We start from the raw sequence: 22775 nt of genomic DNA on the forward strand, positions 1-22775 counted from the left end.
CGGGGCCGTTCGGGGAGCCCCCTCGGGGGGCTCAGCGGGACGCGAGTTCGCGCGGGTCCAGGGCCGCGGCGTGCGCGTCCATCCGCTCGGCGGCCAGGATGGCGGCCGCCGTGTCGGCGCGGGAGGCGGCGACGACCAGCGCGCGGCCGGCCAGGGCGTGCGCCCGCTGGTGCAGGGCAGTCGCGCTGCGCTCGCGGCGGGTGCCGCTCATCGGCGCGCGGACCGGCGCACGCCCTCCGCGCAGCCGGCCCACCTGCTCCGCGAGCCGCTCCGCCGCGGTGTCCAGGTCGGCCGAGGCCTCCGTCGCACGCAGCTCGTCCGTGACGGCGAGCAGGGCGGCGAGATGGCCCGCGAGCTGGATGTCCAGCTCTTCCTCGCGGGAACGGTGGGGGAAGTCCGGGTTGGGGCCGTCCACCGTGCTGTGGACCGACTTGGTGCGGATCGGTTCGTACATGGGAGGGCCTCCTGAGTCCTTACAGGAAGCCATCCTAGCTTAGATTTCGTCTAAAGTTGAGTTGCTCACAAGACCGGACTGGATGCACACGTACGGTGAGCGGCGCGCCCTGTCAGGTCTGGCTGTAGCCGTCCAGGAAGTGCCCGATCCGGCCCACCGCGTCCCGCAGGTCCCCGACCGTCGGCAGGGTCACCACCCGGAAGTGGTCCGGCTCCGGCCAGTTGAAGCCGGTGCCCTGGACGACCATGATCTTCTCGCGCCGCAGCAGGTCCAGGACCATCCGCCGGTCGTCCTTGATCTTGAAGACCTTGGGGTCGAGGCGCGGGAAGAGATACAGCGCCCCCTTCGGCTTCACGCAGGTCACGCCCGGGATCTGGGTCAGCAGCTCATAGGCGACGTCCCGCTGCTCGCGCAGTCTGCCGCCCGGCAGCACCAGGTCGTTGATCGTCTGGCGTCCGCTGAGTGCCGCGACGACGCCGTGCTGCCCCGGCATGTTCGCGCACAGCCGCATGTTCGCCAGGATCGTCAGGCCCTCGATGTAGGAGTCGGCATGCGCGCGGGGCCCGGAGATCGACATCCAGCCGACGCGGTAGCCGGCCACCCGGTACGCCTTCGACATGCCGTTGAAGGTGAGGGTCAGCAGGTCGGGGGCGACGGCGGCGGTCGGGGTGTGCGTGGCGCCGTCGTAGAGGATCTTGTCGTAGATCTCGTCCGAGCAGACCAGCAGGTTGTGGCGGCGGGCGATGTCGGTGAGCCCCTTGATCATCGCCTCGTCGTAGACGGCACCGGTCGGGTTGTTGGGGTTGATGATCACGATCGCCTTGGTGCGGTCGGTGACCTTGCGCTCGACGTCGGCCAGGTCGGGCATCCAGTCGGACTGCTCGTCGCACCGGTAGTGCACGGCGGTGCCGCCGGACAGGGAGACGGCGGCGGTCCACAGCGGATAGTCCGGGGCGGGCACGAGCACCTCGTCCCCGTCGTCCAGCAGGCCCTGCATCGCCATCACGATCAGTTCGGAGACGCCGTTGCCGATGAAGACGTGCTCGACGTCCGTCTCGATGCCGAGGGTCTGGTTGTGCATCACGACCGCGCGGCGGGCGGCCAGCAGCCCCTTGGCGTCTCCGTACCCGTGTGCCGAGGACACGTTCCGGAGGATGTCCTCCAGGATCTCGGGCGGGCACTCGAAGCCGAACGCGGCCGGGTTGCCGGTGTTCAGCTTGAGGATGCGGTGACCGGCGGCTTCCAGCCGCATCGCCTCCTCGAGCACCGGGCCCCGGATCTCGTAACAGACGTTGGCGAGTTTGGTCGACTGGATCACCTGCATGTCTGGGAGCTTACGGCCCGGTATTGCGTCACGGGTCGTGTTTTCCGCCACGTGAGACGCCTCGGTTTGGGCGGATATCGCCGCACGCTGTCCCACCAGCACCATTGGTGCCTAGAATTCGCCGCCATGTTCAGGCCACTCGAGTACGCCGACGGAGCGACGAGCGGCGAGCCCCAGGGTCCGCCGAACGTGTACGTGCCGCAGGCCGGCCCGCCCCCGGCGTACGACGCGTACGCCGATCCGGCGGCGGCGCACGGATGGCAGGACGTGTACGCCCCCGCGGAGGCCCGGGACGCCCAGGACGCCATGCGCGGCATGGGCGACACGCGTGAGTTGCCGCCCGTGCCCGTGCCCGTGCCGGCGCCCGGCCGGCCCGGTGCGGGCCGCCACTCCCGGCGAGGGCGGCGACGGGGGCCGTGGCATGCCCGCCGCGTGGCGGTCGCCGTCGGGGCCGTGGGTGCCGTGTCGGCCGCCGCGCTGATCGCCGGTCTCGGCTTCTCTGAGGCGCCCTCCGGCGGGACGCGCGAGGGCGGGGGCGGCCGGACGGGACCGACGGCGGGGGAGTCGCCGGCGCCGCCGTCCACCGGCACCGGTCGGACACCGACCCCCGGGACGCCGCTCGTCGGCCGCCCGGCGAACAGTGACGAGCCGTCCGGCGCCGCCGCGTCCGCGAGCCCGGCCACCACGGCGAGCCCCACCCCGTCCGAGCCCGACACGGACACCCCGAGTCCCTCGGCCGGCAGCCCCACGGCCAGCACCCCGACGACCTCCGCTCCCGCCGCCACCGTCTCGCCCCCGGGCCGGTCCGAGACAAAGCCCGGACACGGTCCCGGCGGCACCAAGCGCCCCAAGTAGTCCGTTCCTCAGGGAAGTTGAGCTGGGTCATGCCGGCCGGGGTCGACGGTGGGGAGGGTCTGCGATGGCGCCGCCCACCGGTACCCGTCCGGCATCGATCCACGCGGCCCCGCTCGTTGGCCGGCCGGCGGATCGTGACGAGCCGTCCGTGAGCCCGGCCGTCACGGTGAGCCCCGCCCGTGCGGATGCAGGACGGACACGGTCGGCACCGATGACCTCCACTCCCTCCGTCACCACCTCGCCTCCGGGTCGATCCCGGAGAAAACCTGGACACGGCCCCCCGGCGGCATCAAGGACCCCAAGTGATCCGTTCGGCAGGGCCGTTGAGTAGGGTCAGGCCGGACGGACAGGCTCCGCGCGGAACAACTCCTTGCCCCACCCGCCTTGCGGCGATCACAATGCGCATGACAACTGTGCAGGCGGCCGGAAGATTTCCGGCCGCCTCCGTCGCAAGAGGGGACCCCCCATGAGAAAACCTCTCGCAGCCGCGTTCTGCGCCCTGGCGATAGCCGGGGCCGGCGCGGCTCCCGCGACCGCTGCCGAGGCCGCCCCCACGGGCGTCGGCAAGATCGCGGACACGGGCTCGGCCACGTCCGCCGTGTCGGACGTGGTCACGTCCGCGGAGCAGACGCTGTCCGGGCTCAACCCGTCGGCCAAGGCCGTGAACCTCGCCGGCACCGTCGCGCTCAGCAACTGCTCCGGTTCCGTCGTCCGCATGCCGGACTCCGAGGCCGACGACCCGGCGCTGGTGATGACCAACGGCCACTGCCTGGACAGCGGCTTCCCCGCGCCCGGCGAGGTCCTCGTCGACAAGGCGTCCAGCCGCACCTTCAGCCTGCTCAACGCCTCCGGCTCGCGCGTCGCCACCCTGCGCGCCGCCAAGCTCGCGTACGGCACGATGACCGACACGGACGTCGCGTTCTACCAGCTCACCACCACCTACGGGCAGATCAGGAGCTCGTACGGCATCAACCCGCTGACGCTGAACGACAAGCACCCGGTCGCCGGCACCGCCATCAGCATCCCCTCCGGCTACTGGAAGCGCGTCTACAGCTGCGACATCGACGGGTTCGCGCACACCCTGAAGGAAGGCGACTGGACCTGGAAGGACTCGGTCCGTTACACCTCCGCCTGCAACACCATCGGCGGCACGTCCGGTTCGCCCGTCGTCGACGAGGCCACCGGCAAGGTCGTCGCCGTCAACAACACCGGCAACACGGACGGCGAGCGCTGCACGGTGAACAACCCCTGTGAGGTCGACGCGAGCGGCAACGTGACGGTCCGCAAGGGCATCAACTACGGCCAGGAGACCTACCAGATCCCGGCCTGCTTCGGCATCGACAACAAGCTCGACCTGAGCGCGAGCGGCTGCACCCTGCCCAAGCCGTAAGGCCAGGGCAGGTCCCCCCGGGTCGGGCGGTCACGCGGGAGTCCTGCGGACCGCCCGGCCCGCCAGGGCGTCCGTGCGACGCCCGTCCTCGATCACGAACCGCCCGTCGACCAGCACGTACGGGATGCCCGTCGGGAGCACGCGCGGCTCGGCGAAGCCCGCCCCCGCCGCGACCGTCGCCGGGTCGAAGAGCACCAGGTCGGCGACGTACCTCTCGCGCACCAGGCCCCGGTCCGGCAGCCGGAGCCGGGCCGCCGGGTGCGAGGTGAGGTGCGCGACGCACTCCTGAAGCGACAGCACCCCCAACTCCCGTACGTAGTGGCCGAGGTAGTGCGGGAACGTGCCGTAGGCGCGCGGGTGCGGCTTGGCGCCCTGGAGGATGCCGTCCGAGCCGCCGGTGTGCACGCGGTGGCGCATGATCGCCCGGACGTTCTCCTCGTGGCCGACGTGCTGGAGGATCGTCGGCGCCAGCCGGTCGGCCAGCAGCAGCCCGCGCGCGGTCACCCAGGGGGCCTCGCCCCGCCGGTCGGCCGACTCCTGGACCGTCCGGCCGACGTAATCGGCCAGCGCCGGATCGCCCACGCCCGAGATCTCGATCGTGTCCCACTCGACGGGCACGCCGTGGCAGCCGTCCGACCCGGTGACCTCCAGGTCGTGGCGGATCCGCTCGGCCGTCTCCTCGTCCGCCAGCCGCTCGATGACCTGGTCCGGCCCGCCCTCGCTCGCCCAGCTCGGCAGCAGGGCCGCCAGCGCCGTACAGCCCGGTGTGTAGGGGTACGTGTCGAGGCTGATGTCCGCCCCGGCCGCCAGCGCCTCGTCCAGCAGGGCCAGCAGCTCGGGCGCCCGGCCTTCGTTCACGTCGAAGTTCATGGTGGCGTGGGCGAGATGCAGGGGGCAGCCCGCCTCCCGGGTCAGCGCGACCATCTCCCGGTACGCCTCCAGGGCGCCCGCGCCGTAGGAGCGGTGGTGCGGGCAGTAGTAGCCGCCGTACGACGCCACCACGCGGCACAGCTCGGTCAGTTCGGCGTCCTGCGCGTACATGCCGGGCGTGTACGTCAGCCCCGACGACATGCCGACGGCGCCCTGCTCCATGCCCTCGGCGACCACCTGCCGCATCCGGTCCAGCTCTTGTGGGGCGGCCTCCCGGTCCTCCCAGCCGACGGCGAGCGCGCGGACCGTGCCCTGGGGGATGAGATAGGCCGCGTTCACGGCGATCCCGCGGTCGAGGCGGTCGAGGTACTCGCCGACCGTCCGCCAGGCGAAGTCGATGTCGTCGCCGGAGCCGTTCCACCCGGCGATCGCCCGGCGCACCTCGCCGAGCGTACGGTCGTCGACCGGCGCGTACGACAGCCCGTCCTGGCCGATGACCTCCAGCGTGACGCCCTGCGCGGCCTTGGCGCTGTGGTCGGGGTCGCGCAGCAGGGCCAGGTCGCTGTGGGCATGCATGTCGACGAAGCCGGGGGACAGGACCAGACCCTCGGCGTCCAGCTCCCGGCGCGCCTTCGGCCGCTGGCAGCCGGCCGCCGCGGCCTCCTTGACGATGGACACGATCCGGCCGCCGTCGACCACGACATCGGCCCGGTAGGAGTCCGCGCCGGAGCCGTCGACGACGTCGGCGTCCCGGATGACCAGCTCTTCCATCGCTTCCCGCCTCCTAGAAGAACGTACGGACGTAGTCGACGACCGTGCCGTCCGCCTCGGCGACCGGGATCAGCGGCCACTTGTCGAACGACGTGCACGGATGGGACAGACCCAGACCGACCCAGTCACCCACCTCCAGACCCGCCTCCGGCGTGGTGCTCAGCCAGGCGTGCTGGTCGGACAGGGCCGTCACCGACACGCCGGTCGCCGGGCGCTCGGCGCCGTCCCGGCGGATCACCTGGGCGAAGGGCAGGCCGAGGTCGTAGGCCGCGTCCCGCTTGCCCGCGTTGACGAAGGCCTGCTCGGCCGAGGGCCGCGACACCACCTGCGTCCACAGCCGGAACGCCGGCTCCAGGGCGCCCTCCTCGGGCACCCGGTTGAACGGGGTCAGCTTGCGGTAGTGGCCGTCGTCGTGCGAGACGTAGGCGCCCGAGCGCAGCAGCTTCAGGACCGGGAGGGAGAGTTCAGGGATCTCCGAGAACACGTCGGCGACCGCGTCGAACCAGGCGCTGCCGCCCGCGCTGACGACGATCTCGTCCGCACCGGAGAACCGTCCGGCCTTGTCGAAGCCGGCGGCCAGCGCGACCAGCCGCCGCAGCCACGCCGTGACCCGCTCCGGGTCCGCCTTCGGCACCTCGCCCTCGTAGCCCGCGACGCCGACGAGCCGCAGGGTCCGCGTGCCCGCCACCGCGTCCGCGACCGCCGCGCACTCCGCCTCCGTACGCACCCCGGTACGGGCGCCCTCCCCGGCCGCGAGTTCGACGACGACGTCCAGCGGGCGCCGGGCACCGCGCAGCGCGGCGTCCATCAGCTCCACCCCGCGCACCGAGTCGACGTAAGCGACGAAGCGGAACTCCGGGTCGGCGTCGAGCTCGGCGGAGATCCAGCGCAGGGCCGCCGGGTCGACCAGCTCGTTCGCCAGGAACACGCGCCGGGTCCCGAACGCGCGCGCCACCCGCACCTGATGCGGCACCGCCAGCGTGATGCCCCACGCCCCGTGCTCGATCTGCCGCTGGAAGAGCTGCGGCGCCATGGAGGTCTTGCCGTGCGGCGCGAAGGCCAGGCCGTGCCGGTCCGCGTAGGTCTCCATGAGCCGCAGGTTGTGCTCCAGGCGCTCGGCGGACAGCGCGAGCACGGGCGTGGGGAAGCCGCCGGTGAACAGGTTCCGGCGCTGGGCGGCCAGTTCGCCCACGGTCAGGCCGTCGGCGTCCGGCGGGAGGCCCTTGAAGCGGTGGTCGACGCGTTCGGCGGCGAGCCGGGCGAGGGACTCGGCGGCGGTAACGGCTGTCATGGAGCCTCCCTGATCAGGTCTGTTGCAACACCTGCAACGTTCATTGCGTATGACGATCGACGCTGTCCAACATCTCGGCCATCCGGGGCAACGAAAGCGGCAGCGCGCGCCGCCCCCGCCGAGCAGCCAGGAGCTACGACCATCGTGACCCCCACCGGATCCTGCAACGCCCCCGACGTCGTGGACGTCGTCGCGCTCGGCTCTACTTCCGCACCGCCGGGGACCGGGCCACCGACGCGCACGAGGTGGCGTACTACCGGGCCGGATCGGCGGCCTCGGCCATGTCGTCCGGGACCTGGACCTGGACCTGGACGCGGTCCGCGCCGGCCGCGTGCTGCACCTGTCCGGGATCACGGCCGCGCTGTCCGGGACCTGCCTGGACCTGATGCGCGAGCTGACCGCGCGCCGGCCCGGCCGCCCCTGGTCTCCTTCGACGTCAACCACCGGCCCGGACTGTGGTGCGGCACGGACGCGCCGGAGGTGCTGCGGGACCTCGCGCGGGGCGCGGACCTCGTGTGCGTCGGGCAGGACGAGGCCTGGGGGCTGCGCGGCGCCCAGGCCGTCCGCGCAGCCCTCCCGGAACCCGGGGTGCTGGTCGTGGAGCAGGGCGCCGCGGGAGCCACCGTCTTCGAGCAGCGGGACGTCACCTTCGTGCCCGCCCCGCGGATCGACGTCGGCGCCGCCGTCGGCGCCTTCGCCGCCGGGTTCCTCTCCGCCACCCTGCGCGGACTGCCCGTCCGGGACCGGCTGCGGCACGGGCACCTGCTGGCCGCCGCCGCCCTCACCGCCCCCGGCGACCTCGCCGCGCCGCCCGCGCGGGAGCACGCCGACCGCCTCGCCGCCCTGGACGACGCCGCATGGGGGAGACTGCGACTCGGCCCGGGCTGGACCGATGACACACAGCGGGCCCCCGAGGAGGTACGTACGCCATGAGCCAGACCGTCGACCGCGCGCTCAGCATCCTGCCGCTGCTCGCCGAGGGTCCCGCCGACCTGGGGCAGGTCGCCGACCGCCTCGGCGTGCACAAGTCCACGGCCCTGCGCCTGCTGCGCACCCTCCACGAGCACGGCCTCGTCTACCGCCAGTCCGACCAGCGCTACCGCCTCGGCGCCCTCCTCTTCGCCCTCGCCCAGGAGGCGATGGAGAACCTCGACGTCCGCGAGATCGCCTATCCGCACCTGGTCCGCCTCAACGAGAGCTGCGGACACACCGTGCACCTCGCCGTGTACGAGGAGAACGAGGTCCTCTACATCGACAAGGTCGAGAGCCGCTCCCCGGTGCGGATGTACTCCCGCATCGGCAAGCCCGTCGCCATCACCGTCGCCGCGGTCGCGAAGCTGCTCCTGGCCGACCTGCCCGAGCACGAGCGGCGGGCGGTCGCGGAGAAGCTCGACTACCCCGCGTACACGGCCCGTTCGACACCCGACGCCACCGCGTTCCTGCGCGAGCTGGAGAAGGTGCGCGAACAGGGCTGGGCCACCGACCTCGGCGGCCACGAGGAGTCCATCAACTGCGTCGCGGCGCCCATCCGCGGCGCCGACGGCCGGGTCGTCGCCGCGATGTCGGTGTCCGCGCCGAACGTCGTCGTCACCGCCGACGAACTCCTCACCCTCCTGCCGCTGGTGCGCCGTACGGCGGACGCCATCAGCGGCGAGTACTCCGGCAGAACACCAGTGAAGGGCACCGAATGACGGACAAGACCGCACTCACCCCCAAGACCCACACCACCCCGCCGGCGAAGTTCTCGCACGGTGTGAAGAAGGGCAACATCCTCCAGGTGGCCGGCCAGGTCGGCTTCCTGCCCGCGGAGGAGGGCAAGCCGCCCACGCCCGCCGGCCCGACCCTGCGCGAGCAGACCCTCCAGACCCTGGCCAACGTCAGGGCCATCCTTCAGGAGGGCGGCGCCGGCTGGGACGACGCGATGATGATCCGCGTCTACCTCACCGACGTGGCCCACTTCGCCGAGTTCAACGAGATCTACGACGCGTACTTCGAGGAGCAGGGCCTGACCCAGCCGCCCGCCGCGCGCACGACGGTCTACGTCGGCCTGCCCGCGGGCCTCCTCGTCGAGATCGACGCGCTGGCCGTCCTCGGCTGACCCACCCCCACCCCGCCGTCCGCTCTCCGCGTAGTGGCCGGGTGTGGAGCGTCTTCGTGTAACGATGCGGGGGCTGGCTGTGTGCGGCACAGGTTCGTCGACCATACTGCTCCGCTGTGGAGCAGCGCATAGGTTCGAGCAGCCAGCCCCTGGAGGGCGCCGGATTCGACCCGGCCTTCATCCCCGGGCTCACGTCACCCGCGTCCGGCCGCACGGAGGACGACGGGCCGGAGAAGGAGCCTGAGGTCGCCGAGGCCGAGGAAGCCGAGGATGCCGCCCCCGAGCGGGCGGAGACGGCGGAGACGGCGGAGACCTCCCCCTCCGAACCGGAGGAGGCCGATGTCGACGGCCCCGTCTTCGAGGCGTCCGACCGCCGCGCGCGGATGGTCGCCGACCACAGAGGCGTACACCTGTCCCTGGACGACCAGGAATGCGAGTTCCGCTGGGACGAGATCGGGGCGGTCGAGACGGAGACCGCCCGCTTCGGCAAGCGCTACACCGTCACCGTCCACACCCCTGACCGGCGCTGGTACCCGATCGAGATCGAAGCGCCGGCCAGGAGCCACTTCAAGGAGTGGGACGAACAGTTGGACGCGGTCCTCGACGCCTACTTCGAGGAAGACGCCGGCTGAGAAGCGCGCCTAGCCGCAGTACTGGCTTTCCTTTCCGATCGACCGGTACATGCAGTCGGCGTTCTCCAGCAGTTGCAACACCGCGTCCCGGTTACGGGAGGTCTCCCGCTCGATCACCTCGTCGGGCGGGTAGAACCCGCCACCGCCGGACCTCGGATACATTTCGAAGGTGTAGCCGAAGATCTTGTGCGTGCCCCAGAGGTAGTCGTCGATCGACCCGTCCGTGATGTACAGGTCGCTGGCCTGCTCCGCCGTGTACCCGTTGCTCGCGGCCATCTTCTGCCCGACCGCCTTGAACGCCGCGTTGTCGTCCGCGGTCATCCCGGTGGCCGTGTCGGAGTACGTGTAGCCGAACGGCCACAGCACCAGCTCGCTGTAGGTGTGGAAGTCGATGCCGGCCTTGATCTGCTGCACCCCGCCGACGACCCGGCTGCGCACGAAGTCGGCGACGACCTTGACCTCGGGCGCGGACTCGGGCGCGGAGCCCCGGTAGGTGTCGGATGACGTCGAGCCGGAGGAGCCGCCGCAGCAGCCCCAGCGGTAGTTCCAGTTGCGGTTGAGGTCCGTACCGACGTACGAACTGCCGCTGTTGGGCTGGCGGTTCTTGCGCCACGAGCGGTACGACCCGGTCGCGATGTCGTACTCGCCGCCGTCCGGGTTGATGTCCGGGACGATCCAGATCTCACGGCTGTTCACCAGGCCGGTGACGCGTGAGTCGGAGCCGTAGTCGGAGGTCAGCTCGCGCAGCAGGTAGAGCGCCATCTCGACGGTGAGGTGCTCACGGGCGTGCTGGTGGTGCGTGAACAGCACTTCCGGCTCGGACTCGTCGCTGCCCACGTTGTCGCTGATCTTGACGGCGACGATGTTCCGGCCCTGGTACGACTTGCCGATCACACGCTGGCTGGCGATGGAGGGGTTGGCCGAGACGATCGAGTTGATCTCGCTCGTCATCTCCGCGTAGTTGTGGTAGCGCGAGTCGGCGGACGGGAAGTCGTGGATCCGGATGTCGTCCTCGCCGGCGGACCGGTCGGGCACCGCGCCGAGCGGGGTGACCTCGTAGCCCAGCGCGCGCAGCTTCTTGATCTGGTCCGCGCGTCCGGAGACGACGACACCGTGGCCGTGGGCCTCGTCCACGGTCACGCCGGTGCGCTGAAGTGCCGTGCGGTCCTTGGCCGTCGAGTGCATGTGGATCTCGTACTGCCGGACGTCGTCGGCCGACGGGGCCGCCTTGCGGGCGCTGTCGGCGGTGGCGTCGGTCGTCGTCGCGGAGAGGGGTGCCGCGAGGGCGAGTGCGAGGAGGGCGGCGAGGGCGGCGGTGCGTCTTCCGGTGCGGGCACCGGAGCCTCGTATGCGGAGTCGCATGAAATCTCCTTGTGGGAGGTGGGGTTGTTCCGTGCGACGTACGTGTGCGGGTGGCGCACATCGTTCTGCTAATGGCATGAGCAGGTCAAGACTGAAAGCGGACGCGCAGTGTACGCGTGCGGCCCGGCGGGCGAGCTGTCCCGGCCGAAGTCCACCCATGGGGGTGACCCGAGCGTGCATATATGTACGCAACGGGGAAGAGTTGGGGTCCGCGCTGGGCCTGTCCGGCACATCCCCGTCGTCCGCCCGGACGTCGCGGAGCAGGCGGGGATTGCCAGACAGGCCCCAGGGGAGCCGGAGTGTCCGGATCCTCGGACCACACCCCAGAGGACTGGCTGATCATGGGCGGATCAGCGCCACGACGGGACCACCATCTGCCGGTCGAGACGACCAGCTTCGTCGACCGGCGTGGCGAACTGACCCAGGGCCGCGAGCTGCTGGCCCGCGCACGGCTGGTGACGCTGACCGGGCCGGGCGGCGTCGGCAAGACCCGGCTCGCCGCGCGCGTCGCGGCCCGGGTGCAGCGCGCCTTCCCGGACGGCGAGGAGCGGGCCTGCCGGGCCCTGGGACGGGAGGCGTTCGAACGGGCCCACCGGCGCGGCGGGAGCCTCGGCCTCACCGAACTCGTCGGCCACGCCCTCCAGGAACCGGCCCGCCCGCACCCCGGCGAGTCCCGGGCCCCGCACGACGACACCACGGTCCGTCTCACCCCCCCCGTGAGACCGAGGTCGCCCGGCTCGTCGCCGAAGGGCTCGCCAACCAGCAGATCGCCGACCGACTGGTGATCGCCCGCCGCACCGCCGAAGGCCATGTGGAACGCATCCTCAGCAAGCTCGGCTTCAGCAACCGCAGCCAGATCGCCGCCTGGGGGACGGCCCAGCGCTGACCCGCCTGCCGCAGACCCCGCCCACACCCAGGTCCCGCCCACACCCAGACCGCTAGGGGAACCCATGACCACCCGACAGCCCCCCACACCCGCCGCGTTCGACCACCGCATGGCCGTCTTCGACACCGACGACGGCTTCGTGGCCGCCGCCCTGCCCTTCCTCGGCGAAGGCCTCGCCGCCCCCGGCGAACCACCCCCCGTGGCCATCGCCGACCCCCGCAACCTGGACCTGCTGCGGGACGCCCTCGGCGGGGACGCGAAGGACGTCACCTGCATCCCGCACACCGACTGGTACACCGGCTCCGCCGCCAACGCCGTCGCCCAGGCCGCCTCGTATCTCACCGCCCACGCCGGCCCCGGCGGCCGGATCCACCTCCTCATGGAACCCGTCTGGAGCGGCCGCGCCGGCCGCTCGGCCCGCGAGACCACCGAGTGGATCCGCTACGAGGCCCTGGCCAACCTCCTCTTCGCGCCCATGGCCACGACCGCCCTGTGCGCGTACGACACCCGCACCGCCGGTCCCGCCGTCGTCGCCGCGGCCCGCCGCGCCCACCCCGGCACGGACGTGTACCAGGACCCGGTGCGGCTCGCGGCCGAACTCGACGCCGCACCGCTGCCGCTGCCCCCGGGCGGCGCGCAGCCCCTGCCGGAGCCGTATGCCGCTGCCGTGCAGGGCTGGGCGGAGGCCCGGGGGCTTCCCGCCGCCGACGCCGAGTTGTTCGCCACGGCCGTCGCGGAGACGGCGGCCGCCCTGGCGCCCCTCGACGGCACCGCCCTGCTGTGGGGCGAGGCGCCCGCCTGCGTGTGCGAGCTGCGCTCGGCCCGCCCCGTCGGCGACCCGCTCGCCGGCTTCGTCCCGCCCCCGCCCACCGGCCCGGAACCCGGCCCGGGCCTGTGGTACGCGCGCCAGGTCTGCGCGTACGTGGACATCCGTGACGACGCCGCAGGAGCCACGGTCCGCCTCCAGTACGCGTGACCCCCACCCGCACACGCAGGTAGGGGATCGGGTAGTCCTCCCCCGTGCCGGACCGGTCCCCGGGACACCCTGGAGCCATGCTGCGACTCTCCGGGCCCCCACCTCCCGGACCCGACGCCACGTACGGCCCGTTCCCGCAACCACCCCTGGGAGCAGGCCACCTGAGCGTCGAGTTCGCCCCCGAGCCCTCCGCCGTCCGCGAGGCACGCGCTCGGGTGCGCAGGCAGTTGGAGGGATGGGGGCTGGCGGAGCGCGGGGAGGTGGCGGACGTGGCGGAACTGCTCGTCGGCGAACTGGCCACCCACGCGCTGGTGCACGCCGAGAGCCGCTTCCGGCTCACCCTCTTCGCCGCGCACGGCGTACTGCGCTGCGAGGTCGCCGACACGGAACGCCGCGTGCCCCGGGTGCTGGAGTTCGAGCTCGGCACGTGCGGATCGGACGGCTGTGGTCGGCGACAGACGTGACGCTCCGCTGGGTGGGGCCCTGGCGGTGTGCTCAGCCGCCGGGGCCTGCCAGGGGCCTGCCAGGGGCCTGTCCGGGGCCCGTGCGGGAGGGTGCCTCGTACGCGCATCACGTGAAGATCCGGTCACGCCCCCTTGTCCTACCGGCGCCTTTGGGCTTTCTTGACCTGCATGGCGGACACCACGGGAAACACCACGGACCACGAGGCGTCGAGACACCCCTCGCAGCGCAAGGCGAGTTGGAAGTACATCGGCCCGGGGATCGTCGTCGCGGCGACGGGCGTCGGTGCCGGTGACCTGGTCGCCACGCTGATCGCTGGCAGCAACTTCGGCTACACGCTCCTGTGGGCCGCGATCATCGGCTGCCTGGTGAAGATCTCCCTGGCCGAGGCGGCGGGCCGCTGGCATCTGTCCACGGGCCGCACCCTGTTCGACGGCTGGGCCAGCCTCGGCCGCTGGACCACCTGGTTCTTCGCCGTCTACGTCGTGGTCTGGGGCTTCGTCTACGGCGCGGCGGCGATGTCGTCGAGCGCGCTGCCGCTCCAGGCGCTGTTCCCCGATGTGATGGACCTGAAGTGGTGGGGCATCGCCTGCGGCCTGGTCGGTCTGGTCTTCGTCTGGTTCAACAAGTACGCGGTGTTCGAGAAGGTCATGACGGTCCTGGTGGGCGTCATGTTCCTGGTGACGGTGTACCTGGCGATCCGCGTCACGCCCAACATCCCCGACGCCTTCGCGGGCCTCCTCCCGGTGCTGCCCGACGAGAAGGACTCGATCCTGAACACCCTGGGCCTGATCGGCGGCGTCGGCGGCACGATCACCCTCGCGGCCTACGGTTACTGGGTCAACGCCAAGGGCTGGACCGACACCGGCTGGATGAAGGTCATGCGCCTGGACAACCGCGTCGCCTACGCCACGACCGGCATCTTCGTGATCGCCATGCTCTTCGTGGGCGCGGAGCTCCTGCACTCGGCGAACGTCGCGATCGCGAGCGGCGACAAGGGCCTGATCCAGCTGGGCGACATCCTGGAGAAGGAGTACGGCACGGCGACGGCGAAGTTCTTCCTGATCGGGTTCTTCGCCACGTCCTTCACCTCCCTGATCGGCGTCTGGCACGGCGTCAGCCTGATGTTCGCCGACTTCGTGGCCCGCCTGTCGGGCAAGGGCCAGGCCAAGGGCGAGGAGGTCGCCTCGGGGACACGCGAACGCTCCTGGCCCTTCCGCGCCTACCTGCTCTGGCTGACCTTCCCGCCCATGATCCTCCTCTTCGAGGGCCAGCCCTTCCGGCTGATCATCATCTACGGCGTCCTCGGCGCGGCCTTCCTGCCCTTCCTCGCCGGCACCCTGATCTGGCTCCTGAACTCCTCCCGTACCCCCAGGGAGTGGCGCAACGGCCCGCTCAGCAACGCGATGCTCGCCGTCGCGGGCCTGCTGTTCCTGATCCTGTGCGTGAAGCAGATCTGGGACCAGCCGTGGGGGGAGTTCTTCTAGGGCGCCGGGGAGGACGGCGGCCGGCTACGGCAGCCCGTGCACATGCGGACCCACCGCGCTGGACCACGCGTTGCCGTCCGTCGCGTCCCAGTTGGTCGACCAGGTCATCGCGCCCCGGAGGTCCGGATATGTCCGGGGCGGCTTGGAGGAGCCGCAGCCCGAGCCCTTGGTCAGGCAGTCCAGGGCGTTGTTCACCAGGACGGTGCGACGTAGCCGCCGCCTGCCGCGCGGGTCGAGGCGGGCAGGCCCAGGCCGACCTGGGACGGGGCGAGGCCGTTCTCCAGCTGGATGCGGGCCAGGGCGGTGAGGAAGTCGACCGTGCCCTGGCCGTAGACCTTGCCGTCGCAGCCGAGCATGGAACCGCTGCGGTACCCGCGTCACCGCACCAGTCGCCGCGCGTACGTCCACGACAGTGCGCCGAACAGCGCCACGAGCAGCGCGAGTACGACGTAACCGGCGCCCGGCACCTCCATGGTCAGTGCACCTCGACCGAGTCGATGATCCGGTCCAGGTCCCCGTCCGACAGGGATCCCTGCTGCGCGTCGACCCGGATCGCGAACGTGGTGTCCGTCGAGTCGAGGCCGTGCACGATGGCGGCGCTGACGGCGACCATGCCGAGGTACTCCGTGCCGGTCGCGCCGCGGTCGTCGTAGACCGGTCTGTGTGCGTACGTCCGTATGCCGCCCCGCGAGCCATACGGCACTCCTTTTCCCCGACTGCCTTCGTGTGGACGGCGAGATGAGGTTCGCGCCCCTTCCGAAGGCCTGGGCCCCAGGGCCCAAACGGAGGCCCACCGTCAACACGGGGCCCGCCCGGACCCCGCCCCGAGACCCCGACAGTGACCGGCAAGATGCTCAACCTGCCCCGTTTTGGCGCATCTTGTGCAACGACAGTTGCTCACCAGCTACACAAACGCTGTTCTCCGGCCACAGAGCCGTGGATACAGTGCTGAGGTAGTCACGCAGTGAAGTCGACGGGGTGTGCCGGAGTAACACACGGCGGACCGACGGGGCATGGGGAAACGGGGAGCTGCGCGTGCCAACTGCCATTGCCGTGACCAGTGCCGACATGGCGCTGCCGCCACAGGACGAACGCACCTTGCCCGCCGTCGTGCTGAGGGACGTCGACCGGCGCCCCCTGGAGCAGGCCCTCGCCGAGATGCAGACCCTGGTCGAGCACCACGGGCATGTGATCGTGGTCTGCTCACAGGCCGCGCCCACCGCCGTGCAGCGACGGCTGCACACCCTGCGCTCCCTCATGGAGAGCGACCGGATCGCCCTCTTCCGCCCCGATCTGCCCCCACTCGGACTCGCCGTCCTGGCCCGCCAGTTACGGCAGCTCGCGTCCTGCGACATCAGCCCCGGCGTGCTCGCCTCGGCCGGCCGGCTGCTCGTCCACTACATCCACGCCGGGGCGCTGCTCAACTCCGTCGCCCGGCTCGACCGCGTCCCCGTCGGCCTGAAGTCGCACGCCAAGTCATGGGTACCGGGCAGCCAGTTCGGCGTACTCGCCCACCCCGAACCGCAGCTGGTGAAGATCGCCCCCGAAGCCACCCTCACCGGCCCCGAGTTCGGCACCTGGATGCTGGTCGCCAAGGGGCAGCTCCAGTCCGACTGGGTCACCGGCACCCTCGCCCCGTCCTGGAAGGTGCAGGGGCTGCGCGAGATCCCGCTCCCGGCTGAATCACCGGCCTGGTGGGGCACCGGCAAGCTGATCGAGTTCTGCAGCTATCTGCCCGACCTGTCGGTCCTCTACCAGCTGGTCACCTCCGTACGGCGGACCCGCTGCCACTGGTGCGGCATCGACGTCATCGGTGACCGCTGTGTCTTCTGCTCGGCCATGCCGCCCGTTCACGACAGCCCACCCCTCAAGCAGCTGGAGAACCGAACGGCCGTCGGGTGAGCCCTGGCACCGCAGATCAGCACTGTTCCGATCCCGCTCGACCGATATCCCCAACGAGGTTGTACGGTTCATGAACTCCCGTCAGCGCCGCGGCGTGATTCTCCTGCTCCTGTCGGTCGTCTGCGCCCTCGGCGCCTTCACCGGCGTGCTGTCCGTCATCAGTGACGTGAAGTCCAAGGTGGGCCCCGAGGTCACCGCCTACCGGCTGAAGTCCGACGTGCCGCCCTACACGACCCTCAACACGAGTCAGTTCGAGAAGATCAAGATGCCCGAACGGTGGCTGTCGGGCAACGCCGTCACCGACCTGCGCGAGATCCAGGGCAAGATCGCCGTGACCACGCTGCAAGCGGGCTCCCTGCTCCAGTCCGACATGATCGTCCGTCGGCCGGCCCTCCAGCCCGGCCAGCAGGAGGTCGCCATCATGATCGACGCGGCGACCGGCGTGGCCGGCAAGATCACGCCCGGCTCCTCGGTCAACGTCTACGCCACCTTCGAGGGCAAGCGCGAGGGCGACCCCGACCAGTCGAAGATCATCGTGACGAACGCCAAGGTCCTCGACGTCGGTCAGCTGACCGCCCTGAAGCCGGACGAGAACAACCGCAACCAGCAGCCCACCGACGCCGTCCCGATCACCTTCGCGCTGTCCGCCATAGACGCCCAGCGCATCACCTACGCCGAGTCGTTCGCCCAGCGGGTCCGGCTCGCCCTCGTCGCGCCCGGCAGCGACACCACCGTCCCGGAGCAGGACCGGACGTACGAGCTCGCGAAGGACAAGTGAGAGGTTCGCATGCCCACGAGGATCCTCCCGGCAGTCGGCGACGCGGACGCGGTCCGTTCCATCACGACTCTGCTCAGCCAGCTCCCCGACGCCGAGCCGGTCGCCCCGGTGGTCGACTCGACCCAGCTCATCGACACGCTCGCGCGCCTGGCCGCCGAGTCGGTCGACGAGCTGCCCGAGGTCGTGGTGGTGCACGAGCGGATCGGCCCCGTCCCCGCGCTGGAGCTGATCCGCGAAGTCGCCCTGCGCTTCCCGGCCGTCGGCGTCATCCTCGTCACCTCGGACGCGAGCCCCGGCCTGTTCCAGGCCGCCATGGACTACGGCGCCCGGGGCCTGGTCGCCCTGCCCCTGAGCTACGAGGAACTGGCCAGCCGCGTCCAGGCGGTCGCCCAGTGGTCCGTCGGCGTACGGCGGCACCTGGGCGCCGGCGCCGACGTGTTCACCGGCGTCGGAGGCACGGTGGTCACGGTGAGCGGAGCCAAGGGCGGCGTGGGCACCACCTTGACGGCGATCCAGCTGGCCCTCGCAGCCCAGGCCTCCGGCCGCAGCACGGCGCTGGTCGACATGGACCTCCAGACCGGTGATGTCGCCTCCTACCTGGACGTCCAGTTCCGCCGCTCCGTGGTCGACCTGGCCGCCATCACGGACATCTCCCCGCGCGTCCTGGCCGACGCGGTCTTCCGCCACGACACCGGCATCGCGCTGCTGCTCGCCCCCGCCGAGGGGGAGCGCGGCGAGGACGTCACCGACCGCGCCACCCGCCAGATCGTCAGTGCCCTGCGCTCCCGCTACGAGGTCGTCGTCATCGACTGCGGCGCCCAGCTGAACGGGGCGGGTGCGGCCGCCGTGGAGATGGCCGACAGGGCCCTGCTGATCACGACGCCGGACGTGGTCGCGGTACGGGGCGCCAAGCGGGCGGTGCGGATGTGGGACCGGCTCCAGATCCGCAAGGCGGAGGAGACGACCATCGTCGTCAACCGGTACTCGCGCGGTACGGAGATCCAGCCGCCGCTGATCCAGAAGATCACCGGCACGGCCGTCGCGGCCACCGCGGTCCCCGCCAACTTCAAGGAACTGCAGAGTGTCGTGGACGCGGGCCGCATCCACGAACTGGAGAGCAAGAGCTCGGTGAAGCAGGCCCTGTGGGGCCTGGCCGGCGAACTGGGGCTGGTCAAGGTGCCCGAGGGCGCCCAGAAGGCGGGCCGGCTGCGGGGGGACCGGGGGTCGGTGAGCTTCCGGCGGCGCAAGGACGGAGGGGGATGAGGATGCCCAGGTCCGCGAGACGGCGGGACGACGGCCAGGTCACCATCGAGTTCCTCGGCATGATGCCGACGATCATCGTGACGCTGGTGGTGCTGTGGCAGCTCGTGCTGGTGGGCTACACCTTCACGCTCGCGGGGAATGCCGCCGATGAGGCGGTGCGGGCGGGGACGGCGGCGGAGCCGGGTGAGCGGGATGCCGCGTGCCGGGCAGCGGGACTGGACAAGCTGTCGGACGCGTGGAGGGCCGGCGCCGAGGTGGGCTGCACCACCGGTGGCGGCTATGTCACCTCCGACGTCAAGCTCGAGGTCCCCGTCCTCTTCCCGGGCACGGTCTCCGTCCCGCTCCCGGTCAAGGGCCACGCCGGCGCGGTCGAGGAGGCGAAGTGAGATGGCGTACGTCCGCAGAGAGCGCGACCGCGGCCAAGTGGCCATCGAGTACATAGGGTTCCTGCCGATCCTGCTGCTCGTCGCCATGGCGGCCGTACAGCTGGGGCTGATCGCGTACACGGCGCAGCAGGCGGGGACGGCGGCCCGGGCGGGGGCGCGCAGTGCCTCGCTGGACGGGCCGCACGAAGGGGACTGCCAAGCCGCGGTGAGCGACTGGCTGGCCAAGACCACCCGATGCCCCGCGTCGTACGGCGGCGACGAGGTCACGGTCACCGCCGAGATCACCATCCCGTCGATCATCCCGGGCAAGGGCGACTTCGGCACGGCCCGCAAGACCGCCACGATGCCGCTCGACCACTGAACGACGAGCAAGGAGCACCTCACGCATGAGCCTGCGAGCACGCATCAACTCCCCGGAGGAGAACGGCAACCGGGGCGAGGACGGCCACATGGTCGCCTCCTACCGGGCCAAACTCCTGGAGGAGATCGACCTCGCGGAGATGAGTTCGCTGGCCGCCGCCGAGCGCAGGGCGCGGCTGGAGCGGGTGCTCGGGCACATCATCAGCCGTGAGGGCCCGGTCCTGTCGACCGTGGAGCGCTCGCAGCTGATCCGCAGGGTGGTCGACGAGGCACTCGGCCTGGGCATCCTGGAGCCGCTCCTGGAGGACGCCTCCATCACGGAGATCATGGTGAACGGCCCGGACGCGATCTTCGTGGAGCGCGGCGGCCGGGTGGAGCAGCTGCCGATGCGCTTCGCCTCGAACGACCAGCTGATGCAGACGATCGAGCGGATCGTCTCGACGGTCAACCGCCGCGTGGACGAGTCGAACCCGATGGTCGACGCCCGCCTCCCCTCCGGCGAACGCGTCAACGTCATCATCCCGCCCCTCTCCCTGACCGGCGCCACGCTCACCATCCGCCGCTTCCCGCGCTCCTTCACGCTGCAGGAGCTGATCGGCCTGGGCTCGCTCGACGAGCCCATGCTGTACCTGCTGGCGGGCCTGGTGCAGGCGAAGTTCAACGTCATCGTCTCGGGCGCGACGGGCACCGGCAAGACGACGCTGCTGAACGCTCTGTCGGGCCTGATCCCGGAGGGCGAGCGCATCATCACCATCGAGGACTCGGCCGAACTCCAGCTCCAGCAGGCGCACGTCATCCGCCTGGAGTCCCGCCCCGCGAACGTGGAGGGCAAGGGCCAGATCACGATCCGCGACCTGGTCCGCAACTCCCTGCGTATGCGCCCCGACCGCATCGTCGTCGGTGAGGTCCGCGGCGGCGAGTCGCTGGACATGCTCCAGGCGATGTCGACGGGGCACGACGGCTCGCTGGCCACCGTCCACGCCAACAGCGCGGAGGACGCGCTGATGCGTCTGCAGACCCTGGCCTCCATGTCGGAGGTGGAGATCCCCTTCGTGGCGCTGCACGACCAGATCAACAGCGCGGTCGACGTCATCGTCCAGCTGACCCGCTTCGCGGACGGCGCCCGCCGTATCACCGAGGTCGCGCTGCTGGAGAGCCACGGCAGCGAGCCGTACCGACTCGTCACGGTCGCCCGCTTCAACGCCCAGCCCATGGCCGCGGACGGCCGTATCCACGGCGCCTTCGAGTACCACCCCCTCCCGCGCCGCACCGCCGACCGCCTCTACATGGCGAGCCAGCCCATCCCCCAGGCCTTCGGCATCGCCCAGTCCGCGGACCAGCTAGCCACCCGAGAAGCCAGGTAGGAACCGTCCCCATGGAACTGCGATCCCTGATCACGCTGACCACCGGCGTCACCCTGCTGACCTGCGTCCTGGCGGTCGTGGGCCTGCACTCCTACGCCATGGGCAAGGCACAGCGCCAGGCACTCGTCGACCGGCTCTCCGCCACCGGCCAGACCCCGGTCGTAGGCCGCCGCCGCCACTTCCGCGACCTGGACCGCCGCCTGCGCCGCACCAACCTGGGCAAGAAACTGGAACTGCGCCTGGCCGCCACCGGCCTGGACATCACCCCGGGCGAGTTCTTCGTCTGCATGCTCGCCACGGTCGCGGGCCTGTGGCTGATCGGCCAGGCGGCCCTGGCCCCGTTCTTCGGCCCGCTGGCCGGTCTGCTGGGCATCTGGGTGGCATGGCAGTTCCTCAACTGGCAGCGGCAGAAGCGCATCGAGAAGTTCATCAACCAGCTTCCTGAGCTGGCCCGCATCCTCGCCAACGCGACCCAAGCCGGACTCGCGCTGCGCACGGCGATCGGGATGGCGGCGGAGGAACTGGAGGCCCCGGCGGGAGAGGAACTCGGCAAGGTAGCCAGCCAACTGGCGATCGGCGCGTCGATGGACGACGCCCTGAGCGAACTGGCGGACCGCCTCCCCTCCCGCGAGCTGGTCGTCCTGGTCACCACGCTGGTGCTGTCCAACCGCGCGGGCGGCCAGGTGGTCAGCGCCCTGCGGAACCTGACGGAGACGCTGGAGGAGCGCAAGGAGACGCGACGGGAGGTCCGCACCCAGCTGTCGCAGGTGAGCATGACGTCGTACGCGGTGCCGGTGCTGGGCGTGGGCTCCCTGTTCCTGATGAACGGCGTGAAGGACGGGGCACTGGAGCGCATGACGGGCTCACCGTTCGGCCAGGGGGCGGTCATCATCGCCTTCTCCCTCTACGCCGTCGGCTTCATCCTCATCCGCCGCCTGTCCCGCATCGACGTCTGAGAAGGCCGGAGCAGATTCATGGGACTTCTTCTCGCACTGGTCATGGGCCTCAGCGTCTGGGGCGTCTTCGCCGGCCTCCGCATGTACCGGGCCGAGGCCAAACTCCCCGGCGACCTCGCGCTCGCCCTGGAGGTCGGCTCCACCCGTACCGGCGCGGTGGACTCGCTGATCGACCGCCTGGGCATGCGGTACGCCCCCGCCGTCCTGCGCCTGATGGGCCCCAAGCAGGTCGCCAAGTACCGACGCAAGATCGACCTCGCGGGCAACCCCGGCGGCCTGACCATCGACCGCTACGCCGCCCGCCGAGCGGTCTACGGCTTCCTCGGCGGCGTCGGCTTCCTGGTCTTCCTGATGCGCGGCCAGCTCGTCGTGGCGCTGCTCCTGCTCGCCTTCGGGGCGTTCTGGACGGAGGTCGGTATCTGGGCGGCGATCCGCATCCGCAAGGACGTGATCGAGCGGACCCTGCCGGACTTCCTGGACGTGCTGGCGGTCGTGGTGAGCGCGGGTCTGGGCTTCCGCCAGGCCCTGGACCGCGTCGCCTCGAAGTACGAGGGCCCCTGGGCCGACGAACTGCGCATCACCCTGCGCCAGATGGACCTGGGCATGAGCCGCCGCCAGGCCTTCGCGGAACTGCGCCGCCGCAACGACTCCGAGCAGGTCGCCATGTTCGTCACGGCGTTGCAGCAGGGCGAGGAACTGGGTGCCCCGATCGTCGACACGCTGGTGGCCCTCGCCAAGGACATGCGCCGTACGGATGCCCAGAACGCCCGCCGCAAGGCCGCCCGCGCGGTCCCCAAGGCCACCATGATGATCACCACCTTCATGGTCCCGGCCACGATGATCCTCCTCGGCGCCGGCCTGATCCTGGGCTCGGGTACCGACTTCGGCGCGGTCACGGGCAAGTAGGG

The 22775-nt window shown here is 71.3% G+C and carries 24 protein-coding genes and 2 pseudogenes; 19 read left to right on the forward strand and 7 right to left on the reverse strand.

The window, feature by feature from the left end; genetic code table 11:
- Positions 1-31 precede the first annotated feature (31 nt).
- Together HDA41_RS25695 and HDA41_RS25700 are read right to left on the reverse strand one after the other, a co-directional pair.
- The gene (locus tag HDA41_RS25695) at positions 32-454 is read right to left on the reverse strand and encodes an SCO4983 family protein (protein WP_184987586.1); all 423 of its coding nucleotides are present in this window, start codon (positions 452-454) and stop codon (positions 32-34) included.
- 112 nt (positions 455-566) lie between these two features.
- Complete coding sequence (locus HDA41_RS25700) at positions 567-1778, reverse strand: pyridoxal phosphate-dependent aminotransferase (protein ID WP_184987588.1); 1212 nt, start codon at positions 1776-1778, stop codon at positions 567-569.
- Between the two features lie 126 nt (positions 1779-1904).
- Here HDA41_RS25700 and HDA41_RS25705 point away from each other — a divergent pair, with 126 nt between their 5' ends.
- Both HDA41_RS25705 and HDA41_RS25710 read left to right on the forward strand, forming a co-directional pair.
- On the forward strand, positions 1905-2633 hold the full coding sequence (locus HDA41_RS25705; RefSeq protein ID WP_184987590.1) for a hypothetical protein: 729 nt from the start codon (positions 1905-1907) through the stop codon (positions 2631-2633).
- A 466-nt stretch (positions 2634-3099) separates the two neighbouring features.
- Positions 3100-4023, forward strand: coding sequence for a S1 family peptidase (locus HDA41_RS25710; protein WP_184987592.1), 924 nt, complete (start codon positions 3100-3102; stop codon positions 4021-4023).
- Positions 4024-4053: 30 nt separating this feature from the next.
- On the opposite strand, the gene HDA41_RS25715 is transcribed toward HDA41_RS25710, so the two are convergent.
- Positions 4054-5664, reverse strand: a complete 1611-nt coding sequence (locus tag HDA41_RS25715; protein WP_184987593.1) for an N-acyl-D-amino-acid deacylase family protein — start codon at positions 5662-5664, stop codon at positions 4054-4056.
- Between the two features lie 13 nt (positions 5665-5677).
- On the reverse strand, positions 5678-6955 hold the full coding sequence (locus HDA41_RS25720) for an amino acid deaminase (protein WP_184987595.1): 1278 nt from the start codon (positions 6953-6955) through the stop codon (positions 5678-5680).
- 173 nt (positions 6956-7128) lie between these two features.
- Between HDA41_RS25720 and HDA41_RS25725 the strand changes: the two are divergent.
- The 4 genes and pseudogenes from HDA41_RS25725 to HDA41_RS25740 all read left to right on the forward strand — a co-directional run.
- Positions 7129-7888, forward strand: a pseudogene (locus tag HDA41_RS25725) (PfkB family carbohydrate kinase); the annotation flags it as partial.
- Entirely contained in the window at positions 7885-8646 is a 762-nt protein-coding gene (locus HDA41_RS25730; protein WP_184987597.1) for an IclR family transcriptional regulator, read from the forward strand. The pseudogene HDA41_RS25725 and the gene HDA41_RS25730, both read left to right, overlap by 4 nt.
- Positions 8643-9053, forward strand: a complete 411-nt coding sequence (locus tag HDA41_RS25735) for a RidA family protein (RefSeq protein WP_184987599.1) — start codon at positions 8643-8645, stop codon at positions 9051-9053. Before HDA41_RS25730 ends, HDA41_RS25735 begins: the two co-directional genes overlap by 4 nt.
- Positions 9054-9169: 116 nt before the next feature.
- On the forward strand, positions 9170-9685 hold the full coding sequence (locus HDA41_RS25740; protein ID WP_184987600.1) for a hypothetical protein: 516 nt from the start codon (positions 9170-9172) through the stop codon (positions 9683-9685).
- A 9-nt stretch (positions 9686-9694) separates the two neighbouring features.
- Here the strand turns inward: HDA41_RS25740 and HDA41_RS25745 are convergent, their stop codons facing one another.
- Positions 9695-11047, reverse strand: a complete 1353-nt coding sequence (locus HDA41_RS25745; RefSeq protein WP_184987603.1) for a M14 family metallopeptidase — start codon at positions 11045-11047, stop codon at positions 9695-9697.
- A 299-nt stretch (positions 11048-11346) separates the two neighbouring features.
- Between HDA41_RS25745 and HDA41_RS41545 the strand changes: the two genes are divergently transcribed.
- From HDA41_RS41545 to HDA41_RS25765, 5 genes are all read left to right on the forward strand, one after another.
- On the forward strand, positions 11347-11832 hold the full coding sequence (locus tag HDA41_RS41545) for a P-loop NTPase family protein (protein ID WP_230299451.1): 486 nt from the start codon (positions 11347-11349) through the stop codon (positions 11830-11832).
- Positions 11814-11933 (forward strand): LuxR C-terminal-related transcriptional regulator, encoded by a 120-nt coding sequence (locus HDA41_RS42765; protein ID WP_376706863.1) that lies wholly within the window; start codon positions 11814-11816, stop codon positions 11931-11933. The genes HDA41_RS41545 and HDA41_RS42765 overlap by 19 nt, the downstream gene beginning before the upstream one ends.
- A 64-nt stretch (positions 11934-11997) precedes the next feature.
- Positions 11998-12909, forward strand: coding sequence for an anti-sigma factor RsbA family regulatory protein (locus HDA41_RS25755; protein WP_184987605.1), 912 nt, complete (start codon positions 11998-12000; stop codon positions 12907-12909).
- 77 nt (positions 12910-12986) lie between these two features.
- Positions 12987-13373: an ATP-binding protein gene (locus tag HDA41_RS25760; protein ID WP_230299427.1), complete on the forward strand. Its 387-nt coding sequence runs from the start codon at positions 12987-12989 to the stop codon at positions 13371-13373.
- 168 nt (positions 13374-13541) lie between these two features.
- A complete protein-coding gene (locus tag HDA41_RS25765; RefSeq protein ID WP_184987607.1) occupies positions 13542-14858 on the forward strand; it encodes an Nramp family divalent metal transporter in 1317 nt (438 codons plus the stop codon).
- A gap of 24 nt (positions 14859-14882) precedes the next feature.
- Here the strand turns inward: HDA41_RS25765 and HDA41_RS25770 are convergent.
- Positions 14883-15229, reverse strand: a pseudogene (locus HDA41_RS25770) (chitinase); the annotation flags it as partial.
- Between the two features lie 104 nt (positions 15230-15333).
- Entirely contained in the window at positions 15334-15561 is a 228-nt protein-coding gene (locus HDA41_RS25780; RefSeq protein ID WP_184994189.1) for a hypothetical protein, read from the reverse strand.
- Positions 15562-15926: 365 nt separating this feature from the next.
- Between HDA41_RS25780 and HDA41_RS25785 the strand changes: the two genes are divergently transcribed.
- From HDA41_RS25785 to HDA41_RS25820, 8 genes are all read left to right on the forward strand, one after another.
- A complete protein-coding gene (locus HDA41_RS25785; protein WP_184993739.1) occupies positions 15927-16760 on the forward strand; it encodes a hypothetical protein in 834 nt (277 codons plus the stop codon).
- 70 nt (positions 16761-16830) lie between these two features.
- Entirely contained in the window at positions 16831-17538 is a 708-nt protein-coding gene (gene cpaB, locus HDA41_RS25790) for a Flp pilus assembly protein CpaB (RefSeq protein WP_184987609.1), read from the forward strand.
- A gap of 9 nt (positions 17539-17547) precedes the next feature.
- Positions 17548-18801, forward strand: coding sequence for a CpaE/TadZ family protein (locus tag HDA41_RS25795; RefSeq protein ID WP_184987611.1), 1254 nt, complete (start codon positions 17548-17550; stop codon positions 18799-18801).
- 2 nt (positions 18802-18803) lie between these two features.
- Complete coding sequence (locus HDA41_RS25800) at positions 18804-19187, forward strand: pilus assembly protein (RefSeq protein WP_376706819.1); 384 nt, start codon at positions 18804-18806, stop codon at positions 19185-19187.
- A gap of 1 nt (position 19188) precedes the next feature.
- Positions 19189-19548 carry a TadE/TadG family type IV pilus assembly protein gene (locus HDA41_RS25805; protein WP_184987615.1) on the forward strand — a complete coding sequence of 120 codons (360 nt, stop codon included), beginning with the start codon at positions 19189-19191 and terminating at the stop codon, positions 19546-19548.
- A gap of 25 nt (positions 19549-19573) precedes the next feature.
- Positions 19574-20911: a TadA family conjugal transfer-associated ATPase gene (locus tag HDA41_RS25810; RefSeq protein ID WP_184987617.1), complete on the forward strand. Its 1338-nt coding sequence runs from the start codon at positions 19574-19576 to the stop codon at positions 20909-20911.
- Positions 20912-20922: 11 nt separating this feature from the next.
- On the forward strand, positions 20923-21867 hold the full coding sequence (locus HDA41_RS25815; protein WP_184987619.1) for a type II secretion system F family protein: 945 nt from the start codon (positions 20923-20925) through the stop codon (positions 21865-21867).
- An 18-nt stretch (positions 21868-21885) separates the two neighbouring features.
- Positions 21886-22773 (forward strand): DUF5936 domain-containing protein, encoded by an 888-nt coding sequence (locus tag HDA41_RS25820; protein ID WP_184987621.1) that lies wholly within the window; start codon positions 21886-21888, stop codon positions 22771-22773.
- Positions 22774-22775: the final 2 nt, after the last annotated feature.

It is taken from the genome of Streptomyces caelestis (assembly GCF_014205255.1).
GTDB lineage: Bacteria > Actinomycetota > Actinomycetes > Streptomycetales > Streptomycetaceae > Streptomyces > Streptomyces caelestis.

Coding starts and splice junctions, on each gene's coding strand:
- HDA41_RS25695 (WP_184987586.1), bottom strand. CDS start 454: ATGTACGAACCGATCCGCACCAAGTCGGTCCACAGCACGGTGGACGGC.
- HDA41_RS25700 (WP_184987588.1), bottom strand. CDS start 1,778: ATGCAGGTGATCCAGTCGACCAAACTCGCCAACGTCTGTTACGAGATC.
- HDA41_RS25705 (WP_184987590.1), top strand. CDS start 1,905: ATGTTCAGGCCACTCGAGTACGCCGACGGAGCGACGAGCGGCGAGCCC.
- HDA41_RS25710 (WP_184987592.1), top strand. CDS start 3,100: ATGAGAAAACCTCTCGCAGCCGCGTTCTGCGCCCTGGCGATAGCCGGG.
- HDA41_RS25715 (WP_184987593.1), bottom strand. CDS start 5,664: ATGGAAGAGCTGGTCATCCGGGACGCCGACGTCGTCGACGGCTCCGGC.
- HDA41_RS25720 (WP_184987595.1), bottom strand. CDS start 6,955: ATGACAGCCGTTACCGCCGCCGAGTCCCTCGCCCGGCTCGCCGCCGAA.
- HDA41_RS25730 (WP_184987597.1), top strand. CDS start 7,885: ATGAGCCAGACCGTCGACCGCGCGCTCAGCATCCTGCCGCTGCTCGCC.
- HDA41_RS25735 (WP_184987599.1), top strand. CDS start 8,643: ATGACGGACAAGACCGCACTCACCCCCAAGACCCACACCACCCCGCCG.
- HDA41_RS25745 (WP_184987603.1), bottom strand. CDS start 11,047: ATGCGACTCCGCATACGAGGCTCCGGTGCCCGCACCGGAAGACGCACC.
- HDA41_RS25755 (WP_184987605.1), top strand. CDS start 11,998: ATGACCACCCGACAGCCCCCCACACCCGCCGCGTTCGACCACCGCATG.
- HDA41_RS25760 (WP_230299427.1), top strand. CDS start 12,987: ATGCTGCGACTCTCCGGGCCCCCACCTCCCGGACCCGACGCCACGTAC.
- HDA41_RS25765 (WP_184987607.1), top strand. CDS start 13,542: ATGGCGGACACCACGGGAAACACCACGGACCACGAGGCGTCGAGACAC.
- HDA41_RS25785 (WP_184993739.1), top strand. CDS start 15,927: ATGGCGCTGCCGCCACAGGACGAACGCACCTTGCCCGCCGTCGTGCTG.
- cpaB (WP_184987609.1), top strand. CDS start 16,831: ATGAACTCCCGTCAGCGCCGCGGCGTGATTCTCCTGCTCCTGTCGGTC.
- HDA41_RS25795 (WP_184987611.1), top strand. CDS start 17,548: ATGCCCACGAGGATCCTCCCGGCAGTCGGCGACGCGGACGCGGTCCGT.
- HDA41_RS25800 (WP_376706819.1), top strand. CDS start 18,804: ATGCCCAGGTCCGCGAGACGGCGGGACGACGGCCAGGTCACCATCGAG.
- HDA41_RS25805 (WP_184987615.1), top strand. CDS start 19,189: ATGGCGTACGTCCGCAGAGAGCGCGACCGCGGCCAAGTGGCCATCGAG.
- HDA41_RS25810 (WP_184987617.1), top strand. CDS start 19,574: ATGAGCCTGCGAGCACGCATCAACTCCCCGGAGGAGAACGGCAACCGG.
- HDA41_RS25815 (WP_184987619.1), top strand. CDS start 20,923: ATGGAACTGCGATCCCTGATCACGCTGACCACCGGCGTCACCCTGCTG.
- HDA41_RS25820 (WP_184987621.1), top strand. CDS start 21,886: ATGGGACTTCTTCTCGCACTGGTCATGGGCCTCAGCGTCTGGGGCGTC.